This window comes from Mesorhizobium sp. WSM2561, assembly GCF_000513915.1.
GTDB classification, from domain to species: Bacteria; Pseudomonadota; Alphaproteobacteria; order Rhizobiales; family Rhizobiaceae; genus Mesorhizobium; species Mesorhizobium muleiense.
Genome location: NZ_AZUX01000083.1, coordinates 1 through 6,935 on the forward strand (window position 1 = coordinate 1; position 6,935 = coordinate 6,935).

At 57.9% G+C, this 6,935-nt stretch carries 4 protein-coding genes and 4 pseudogenes; 3 read left to right on the plus strand and 5 right to left on the minus strand.

From position 1 onward, the window contains the following. The first annotated feature begins 435 nt into the window (after positions 1-435). The gene (locus M727_RS44100; protein WP_348627201.1) at positions 436-738 is read left to right on the plus strand and encodes an FAD-dependent oxidoreductase; all 303 of its coding nucleotides are present in this window, start codon (positions 436-438) and stop codon (positions 736-738) included. A gap of 57 nt (positions 739-795) precedes the next feature. Here the strand turns inward: M727_RS44100 and M727_RS38555 are convergent. Next, a pseudogene (locus M727_RS38555) lies at positions 796-1,062 on the minus strand (transposase); the annotation flags it as partial. Between the two features lie 39 nt (positions 1,063-1,101). On the opposite strand from M727_RS38555, the pseudogene M727_RS43540 reads away from it, so the two are divergent. Further along, positions 1,102-1,271 (plus strand): annotated as a pseudogene (locus M727_RS43540) (IS110 family transposase); the annotation flags it as partial. Between the two features lie 388 nt (positions 1,272-1,659). Here M727_RS43540 and M727_RS0132165 read toward each other — a convergent pair. Further along, positions 1,660-2,400, minus strand: a complete 741-nt coding sequence (locus M727_RS0132165) for a class I SAM-dependent methyltransferase (protein ID WP_027155971.1) — start codon at positions 2,398-2,400, stop codon at positions 1,660-1,662. Positions 2,401-3,423: 1,023 nt separating this feature from the next. Here M727_RS0132165 and M727_RS0132170 point away from each other — a divergent pair. Next, on the plus strand, positions 3,424-4,593 hold the full coding sequence (locus M727_RS0132170; RefSeq protein WP_027155972.1) for a Xaa-Pro peptidase family protein: 1,170 nt from the start codon (positions 3,424-3,426) through the stop codon (positions 4,591-4,593). A 204-nt stretch (positions 4,594-4,797) separates the two neighbouring features. Here M727_RS0132170 and M727_RS38560 read toward each other — a convergent pair. The 3 genes and pseudogenes from M727_RS38560 to M727_RS43545 form a co-directional block, all read right to left on the minus strand. Beyond that, positions 4,798-5,630: pseudogene (locus M727_RS38560) on the minus strand (hypothetical protein). Positions 5,631-6,120: 490 nt separating this feature from the next. Continuing rightward, a complete protein-coding gene (locus M727_RS43925; RefSeq protein ID WP_084647005.1) occupies positions 6,121-6,372 on the minus strand; it encodes an integrase core domain-containing protein in 252 nt (83 codons plus the stop codon). Positions 6,373-6,607: 235 nt separating this feature from the next. After that, a pseudogene (locus tag M727_RS43545) lies at positions 6,608-6,935 on the minus strand (integrase core domain-containing protein); the annotation flags it as partial.

Here is a 6,935-nt window from a genome sequence, read left to right on the forward strand (position 1 = left end):
ATCGATGGTTCCTTCGAATCAGGTTGGTGTCAGCAACCCGACCTTACCGGCGAACTGTCGATGACCACCCGCAAAGCCGCTCGCTCGCTACGGCGCTGTTGAGGGCGCGCTCGCGAGCGGCTTCGCTACCGCCGAGCTACACCACGTCTGGGGACGCGACCGGACCGCGGCCGGCTCGTTGAGCGGGCGCATCCCGGTGCACAGCAGATACGGTTCTAGCCGCAGCCACGCATTTACGATCTTCCGAGGTCCCAATGCCAAGCACACTACCTTCACACACAGAATACGCCATCATCGGCGGCGGCATTATAGGGATCGCGTATCACCTGACACGTCTGGCCATAGGGAAGTCCTGCTGCTCGAGCGAGACCAGCCGACATGTGGCACAACTGGCATGCGGCCGGGCTGGTTACCCAGCTTCGGGCTAATGAGTACATGGCGAAACTCGCACAGTACTCCGCAGAATTGTTCCCGGATCTAGAGCAGCTGACGGGTCAGCCGACCGGTTTCCGGCAAAGTGGGTCGATTACCGTTGCGGCCACCGCTGCGCGCATGGAGGAACTGAAACGCGACTCTTCCATGGGAAGATCTTTCGGCCTAGCAGGCTTCTCTGATTGGGATCGTGTGAAAACGCGATTGCAGATTGCGTGTGACGGCCGCTGTTCGAGCGTGGCAGCGATGAGGCCGCTGGTGGTCGGGGGCGTGATCAGGCGGCGATCGCCGTCATCAGCGGCTTGACGCCGAAGATGTTGATCATGCGCTTCATATTGTAGGCGAGCACTTGCAAGCTCATCTGCGCTGCGTCTCCCGCTCGAGCCGGCGGCTCGACTGGATGCGGTTGAGATAACCATACGGACAGATCTTAAGCAGCGTCGCGGGATGATAGGCAGGCCGCCCGGTCGCTTCCGGCACAACCCCGGCAAAGCTTACGGCGCCGAGGTCGAGTTCGTCGATGAAGACTTCGATGACCCGGACCGGATTGTCCTGAGTCACGTAATCGTCCAGGCACTCGGGAAGCGGCGTCGCTTGCCGGCGATCCTCGCCCTCGACAAACCGCTTCATTCCCGACCCCCTCGCTGATTGGGAATCACTTTATCAAATCAATCCACAAAGGCTGGATCTCCAAGGGATCTTGGCTGGCGCATATGCTGGGGAGAAAGCCGCGAATGCTCGTGGCGATCGCCCTGGCGAACAACATGGCGCGGGCAATTTGGGCGATGCTGAGAACGAATGAGGATTATCGGAATCCGGCGTCGGCTGCGGCTGCATGATCGACCTGCAGCAAACAACCCGGCACCGGTAAAAGGGGTGTGAGAAGGCGACGACCCGAATGGGCGCAACAATCGAACAGATCTGGATCAGGAAAACCTGCTGGAGCCAAAGAGCCAATGCGCTCGTTATCGAGATTTGGACCTGATCTGCAGACCACCATACCGGCCAGCGGCTCTTGGAAATGCCGCACATGAAGGTCTGACAGAAGACCGCACTCGATCACACGTCGAAAAGGGCCAGAAGCCTCTTGCATTACGGGCGGCAACCACGGAAGGCTCCACAGCAAATAACGCATCCAGAGCTGCGAACAGCGAATATCCCAAGAATGCTAAGCGATACTGGCAATTGAGGCTTATTTAAGCTTTTTTGTCGCGAATGATCCCCCGACTACGGGCTGCTTCGGCGGTAGACCGAGATATGACGTTCGGATCGTTTGGTGAACGCACCTCTAGCCCAATCTCCCCACCGCTCCGCTAGCTCCAGCCCCACGCATTCGGCCATGGTATCGAGTTCCTGGTGATAAACGTAACGAACGCATTGCGGTAAACGTCTGACCGACGTGCCAGAAAACCAGAGCAGGGTCGAAACCAAGGTCTGGTTTAGTGGATTGTGGACAGCCACATTGAGGATCGTATTCTCATGATTCACTAGCCGCGCCGTCGTGGTTTTCTGGCCGCCGACGAGAGGATTCAAGCCTGGTACACCCAATTCTATCACCAAAACCCCCTCATCATCTAGCGCCTCCGCGGCAGATCGGAGGCAAGCTATTTGCTCTTCGCGCGTGAAGAGCAACGTGAACGTGAAATAAACGCAATACACCATACTGTAGCGTTGCTGTGATTTGAAATGGGCAATATCTCCCTGCCAAGCCTTGATTCGATCAGTGCGCTCGGCGAGAAGTTTCAACATGCTGCACGAATTATCGATACCTTCGACCTTGACGCCGCGCTCGCTCAACGGCACTGCCACGCGCCCGTCGCCTATACCCAGTTCGAGAGCACTGCCCCCGCTGCAATATCGCTCAAGAAAGGCGACGGTCTCGTTTACCTCAGCGACTTTACCTTGCACAGTGGTGTATTCTTCATAGATCGGAGCGTAAATCTCGCCATAAGTAAACTCATCAGACATATTCGATTCTCCTGACGCTGGGTTTAGAAGTTTGCTTAACTTGCTTTCGTGTGTACTGGTCGAAAACTGATTTGCGTTGCCTATTACCGAATACGTCTAGTCTCCAGCCAACCCGCGAAACGTGTTCCTTGCAAGCACAGGAGCTTGAAACGATGTCGATTGCTTGCGGTCGCGAGCGACTGGTCGAGGGCTAACTCCCAAGCGAAATCGTCGATACGGACATCGAATGGCTCCGTTGCTGGTGAACGTCGCAGTTCAAAGCGCAAGAGGTGTGCCAACGCAAAAAACGGTGTGGAGTCCAATGGGTCGGCTTTTCGCGTCCGATTCTGCCTGTTTGCTTTGTCACAACTTTGTCGGGCTTCCGACTCTTGGCTAAGCGAAGCGGGTTGCGAAAAGTTTCGCGTCTCAAATCCTGGTCGAATAGCTCAGCCATTTTTCGACTTTCGCCCTCACAGATCCGGGCGGGCGGATTTCCCGCACCCGGCTCTTCACGAGGGTGACCCGCGTCATAATCGGTGCCTGTACCCAAGTTCGAGTAATGCGGGGAACTGGCAGGGGGAAGCATACTGTCAAGGTCTCGAACTCCGACCAGCCCATGCGCCGGCTTTTCGGCTTTTCTGGCTTCGCCGTCTCAGATGCTTAGCCAGCCCGAGGCACTGCCTCACGGAATCCGCTGAACGCTGGGTAGTTATGCGGCCTGCCATAATAGCCGTACTGCCCGCGCAGTACGGCGGCAAGTCACCTGCGGTTGCCTGCGATCGGCCTGATCGTGGGCTCCACAGTACAAGTGTGGCCTTTGCACGGTCCACCCGCTGACCGAATCCCTGTTGATCAATCGGCTCAGCCGCACATGAAAACATCGCATCCAGGCGTTAAATGCAGCTTTCGATCATCGAAAGCTCTCATTACAACGAAAATAGGCTCTGGCTTTTGCAATAATCCCCAGAGACTTGTGGTTGCCCGACGTTCAACCAAGTCTACCGCCCTACACACCTGCAATCAGGTCCGATTATGGAGATAATAATGCCGATCAGCAAAGGTCCGCAGGTTTTCCCTCGAACGGAATACCTACGTAGGCTCGCCGCGGTAAAGGAGGAGATGGCGCAGCGTGATGTGGATGCGCTGGTGGTAACAGAGCAAGCGCACGTTACCTATCTCACCGGCTCCACCGCCAGATCCTACGACACGAGAGGTCTTGTTGTTTCGGCTCGCCAGGAGCAGCCGACGTTCATCCTGCGCTGGATGGACGTGCCAGCGGCCTTCCAAGAGACATTCATGGATCGCGACAAGGTGGTTGGCTATCCAGAAGAGCTGATGGGAAATCCCTCTAAGAACGGTTACGATGCGGTAATCGATTTCCTCTTGGAGGCTGGGCTCGCGAACGGCGGCATAGGACTCGAGCTAGGAAATCTATCCGTTGATGCAGCAGAAAAATTCAAGGGGCGGCTACCGGAGGCCCGGATCATAAATTTCTTTGACGTTATCACGTCAATACGGAATGTTAAGTCCGATCTTGAGATTGCTGTCATGAGGGAAGCGGCAGCCATCGCCGACGCGGGAATCCTGCGTGCAGCGGAAGTGATTAGCCCCGGTATGAGGGAAGCCGACGCCATCGCCGAAATCGTAGGAACGCTAGCGCGCGGGGCAAACGGCAAGCCCGGAACATGGATCGCGACCCCCTTCCTATGTGCTTCATCGAGGATAGGCACTCCGCACGTCACGTGGAGCGAAGATGTTTTCCGCCAAGGTTCGCAGATAAATTTGGAGATCGCCGGAGTACGGCATGGCTACACCGCGCCGATTTGCCGAACCTACTCTATCGGTAAACCATCCGACTGCCTGCTTCGCATTCACGAGGCTCAACTCGCCGGCTTAGAAGCTGGCCTAGACTCAGTTCGGGCAGGAGCGGTCATCGGCGATGTCGCTCACGCAATCCATCGCGCGACTGAGAGGCTTGGCTTCAAGAAGAGGTCCCGCCCTGGCTACGGCATTGGCATTGATTGGGGGGAGCGCACACTCAGCCTCCAAGAGGGAAATCTGTCAGTCCTGAAACCTAACATGACGTTCCATATGCATTTGGGCTCGTGGGTGGAGGAAGACTTCGGGTACGTGATCAGCGAGAGCATTCGTGTGACCGAATCCGGCGTTGAAGTGCTGACAAAGGCGCCCCGGGAGCTTTTTGTGCTTCGCTAGGCTAGTTTCCGTCCATAAACGAGCAGCATTTTGCAGCGTTTGCAATGGCTTACCTTGGGCTGACAGTCCTTTTGCATACGCTGATGAGTCTGTTGGAGGCCGCGGAGCGCGGTTGACAACTAGATTGTGCCGTAGCTGGCGTGGGAAGACGCGTCGCGAGGCCGGCATGAGCCGGTGCAACGGAACCGCGATAGCTGCTCGGTATCAGGTCGGCCTGAGACGAGTGAAGAGGACGAGGTTGTAATCGACGATCGAGGACCAGACGTAGGTCTTGAAGTGATCAAGCCCGCGCCAGATGCAGCGCGCCAAGCCGTAGGCTCGCTTCAGGCAAGATATCCCGGCTTCGATGCCAGCACGGAAGTTGCGCAGCTTGCGATAAACCCACTTGCTTTTGACCATGTCCTCGATGCTGAGGCCGGCTTTCTTGTGGAACGCCATGTCGCGAACGCCCCAGGCCTTTGCCGTGGCCAAGTTGTCGCGCGTGGCGAAGCCGCCATCTGCAGCTGCCTGCCGCGGAGGCTGGTCGTAGAAGGCGATGTGGCGCTCCAACATCGGCAGCAAGTGCTGTCGCTCGGTTCATGCATGAGTGCCGAGGTCACGGTACTGTCCAGCCGCACGACAGCGCCGTCCTCCAGCTTCTCTTGCCGGGCGTTGGACAACAGCGCCCGGTTAATCTCTTCCCAGGTCTGCGGTCGGATCGCGCTGATCGTCTGCTGCAGCATCGACTTCTTCGGGCTCCACGACCACGGCAGCCGGGCGAAGGCGCGGAAGGAGGCCGAGTCCTGCATATGGAACGCCAGCTCTTGGTAGCTCAGTTGCCGGTATTGCTTGAGCAGAGCGCAGCGCAGCACCGCCTCGCCGGGCAGTCCCTGCCGTCCGGTAGCCTTGACGCCGATTCTACGCAGGTCCCCCGCGACCAGGCCGAGCACGTCGCGATTGTCGTCCAACCATTGCGACATCGCTTTCAGCTCACGGCCGATCTCGTGCGAAGCGAAAAGATCGAATATGCTGGCTTGGACGGTGCGTTCTTGGCGCATTGTCGGCTCCGGCGGTGGCAGGACTTGGAATCGGTGGTACCATCCAAGATACCTGAAACCGCCGGGCCTCGCTCCCCAAAAGCAGCGATTTGCCAAATTAGGTCAATAGGTTGCTGTTTATGGACGGAAACTAGACTAGCAAACGACGCGATCGACGCCCGCCCCTTTTCCGTCGGGGCGATATGCTCGCCTTACGAATGTCGCCAGCATTGTCATAGTCCGCTTAGCGCGATGGCTGCCATCATGATGCTGGTCCAGTGCGGTAAGCCGATGTGCCATCTCATAAGCGTGCGCGACCGGAGGCTGGCGACAGTCCTGACCACGGCATCATCGGGGACCCCGTCCCGGTAGGGACCTCGAGGACCGCGATCATTCAGCCATCAGTTGAGCCCTCCTGAAAAGCTTTGATCTGTTGGAGTGCGCCCCTTGGGGTGGACACTGATCAGGCTGCGGTTTTGCCCGTCTGCCGGATGTGCTGATGCTCGAACTTCTACGGGCTGAGATATCCCAGCGCCGAATGAAGCCTGCGTCTGTTGTAGACCTCCTCGATGAAGTGCGGAAGATGCCTGACGACATCGTCGAAGGTTTCGAACGCCATCGGGTAGACCGCCTCCACCTTCAGGGCTTTCAACAAGCTTTCGGGTTGGCGTTGTCGTACGGATTGCCCTTGCGCCCCATAGAACCGATCAGGCCGTTGGCGCTCAGCGCTTCGCGATAGATCTCGGCGGCAAATTGGGCGGATTCAAGCGGTCGTCGCAGCACTCTGGATTTGGAAGTTGCGATGAGTATTCAAAAGCGGCGGTCGGATCGATCTGGACGAGCGCCATTGCCGTCACCGGGTCGGCCGCCTGTGGCGAGGCGCGATGAACAGCGCCGATTTTTAGAAACCTATTCCCTTCAACGACATAGACAGATGGGTGTTATGAAACAGGAATCTAGTATTTGCGCCAATCCTCCAACTTTTCGGCCGCGTCGGCAAGGGTCAGGAACCAGTGGGCGTTCAGGCACTCGTCCCTGAAGCGCCCGTTGAAGCTCTCGACGAAGGCATTCTGCATGGGCTTACCCGGCGCGATATAGTGCCATTCGACGCCGGTCTGCTGGCACCAGCGCAGGACTGCCATGGAGTCAGCTCCGTGCCGTTGTCGGAAACGATCGTGGCGGGCCGCCCGCGCCAGCGGATGACAGCGNCCAGCTCGCGCACGANGCGCAGGCCCGACAGCGAGGTGTCGGCGATGAGTGCCAGACATTCCCGCGTGTAGTCGTCGACGACGGCCAGCACCCGGAAGCGACGGCCGTCGGTGAAGG